The organism is Ferruginibacter sp. HRS2-29 (assembly GCF_024343615.1).
GTDB lineage: Bacteria > Bacteroidota > Bacteroidia > Chitinophagales > Chitinophagaceae > Ferruginibacter.
Map to the genome: position 1 here is coordinate 1 of NZ_RJUB01000151.1, position 1,993 is coordinate 1,993.

Below are 1,993 nucleotides of genomic sequence, written 5' to 3' on the forward strand. Positions count from 1 at the left end.
ACCTGTACTAAACGTCTATTATCCGAGGCTGTTCCTAAAAACATTTCGGGGAGAACGAGCTATCTCTCAGTTTGATTGGCCTTTCACCCCTATCCACAGGTCATCTCAGAGCTTTTCAACGCTCATGAGTTCGGTCCTCCAGTGTGTGTTACCACACCTTCAACCTGCCCATGGATAGATCACAAAGTTTCGCGTCTACCCCCACTGACTAGTCGCCCTATTTGGACTCGCTTTCGCTACGGCTCCGTTACTTAAGAACTTAACCTCGCCAGTGAGGAGTAACTCGTAGGCTCATTATGCAAAAGGCACGCCGTCACCCCACGCATTGCTGCGGGGGCTCCGACCGCTTGTAGGCGTACGGTTTCAGGTACTATTTCACTCCCTTGTTTAGGGTACTTTTCACCTTTCCCTTACGGTACTGGTTCACTATCGGTGTCTGAGGAGTATTTAGCCTTACCGGATGGTGCCGGCAGATTCAGGCAGGATTTCTCCGGTCCCGCCTTACTCAGGATACTACGCGTCCGTATAAATTTCCGCTTACGGGATTATCACCCTCTATGACTCAACTTTCCAGATGATTCAGCTTGATTATACTTTCTAAATGTAGTCCTACAACCCCACGGCAGCACGCCGCCATGGTTTGGGCTTTTCCCGTTTCGCTCGCCACTACTCAGGGAATCATTGTTATTTTCTTTTCCTCCGCTTACTTAGATGTTTCAGTTCAGCGGGTTGGCTCTCCGATTGCTCGGAGTTCTGCATCTTCAATGCAGAAGGTTGTCCCATTCGGAAATCTTCGGATATATCGCTTGTGTGCAGCTCCCCGAAGCTTATCGCAGCTTACCACGTCCTTCATCGCCTCTCAGACCCTAGGCATCCACCATACGCCCTTAATTGCTTTAAAAAAATTAAGGAAGATTTTATATGCGCCTCCACATATTCATTATTACTTAGTTACAACTTTTTATTTTCCAATATGTCAAAGAACTTTATCAATGTGCAGAAATGCAAATATGCAGATATGCAAATGAAATTGCAGATAAGGTGGATTTGAACCACTTACTCCCGATTGAGTTACCTAAAGTTTGAAAAGAACTGTTTGAATGACCATTGCACTTTTGCAAGTGGTACTTGTTTGTTTTGGTGGAGGATATCGGAGTCGAACCGATGACCCTCTGCGTGCAAGGCAGATGCTCTAGCCAACTGAGCTAACCCCCCAAGGCTATTGTAGACCCGTCCAGATTTGAACTGGAGACCCCTACATTATCAGTGTAGTGCTCTAACCAGGCTGAGCTACGGATCTGATTGTATCCCTTATTCAGGACTGATTTAGATATCACTATGCTAAAAGAACTTGTTTGGAAAAAATTAAAAGTTGGAAACAACAGCCAAGGCTTATATGTCTGTCCGGCACCGAAGTGCCAGAGCTTAGCTCTAAAAAGGAGGTATTCCAGCCGCACCTTCCGATACGGCTACCTTGTTACGACTTAGCCCCAGTTACTAGTTTTACCCTAGGCGGCTCCTTGCGGTTACCGACTTTAGGTACACCCAGCTTCCATGGCTTGACGGGCGGTGTGTACAAGGTCCGGGAACGTATTCACCGTATCATTGCTGATATACGATTACTAGCGATTCCAGCTTCATGGGGTCGAGTTGCAGACCCCAATTCGAACTGAGACGAGTTTTTTGAGATTAGCATCCTGTTACCAGGTAGCTGCCCTTTGTACTCGCCATTGTAGCACGTGTGTAGCCCTGGGCATAAAGGCCATGATGACTTGACATCATCCCCTCCTTCCTCACGCCTTACGGCGGCAGTTTCACTAGAGTTCCCAGCATTACCTGATGGCAACTAGTGATAGGGGTTGCGCTCGTTGCGGGACTTAACCCAACACCTCACGGCACGAGCTGACGACAGCCATGCAGCACCTTACGATCCGTGTCTTGCGACAAAGCTAGCTTTCACCAGCGGTCAAACCGCATTCTAGCCCAGGTAAGG

At 47.9% G+C, this 1,993-nt stretch carries 2 tRNA genes and 2 rRNA genes; all 4 read right to left on the reverse strand.

The window, feature by feature from the left end:
• Nucleotides 1-901: ribosomal RNA gene (locus tag EGI32_RS17520) — 23S ribosomal RNA — on the reverse strand; the annotation flags it as partial.
• Between the two features lie 237 nt (nt 902-1,138).
• Nucleotides 1,139-1,215 (reverse strand) — tRNA-Ala (locus tag EGI32_RS17525).
• Between the two features lie 10 nt (nt 1,216-1,225).
• A tRNA-Ile gene (locus EGI32_RS17530) sits at nt 1,226-1,300 on the reverse strand.
• A 135-nt stretch (nt 1,301-1,435) separates the two neighbouring features.
• Nucleotides 1,436-1,993: ribosomal RNA gene (locus EGI32_RS17535) — 16S ribosomal RNA — on the reverse strand; the annotation flags it as partial.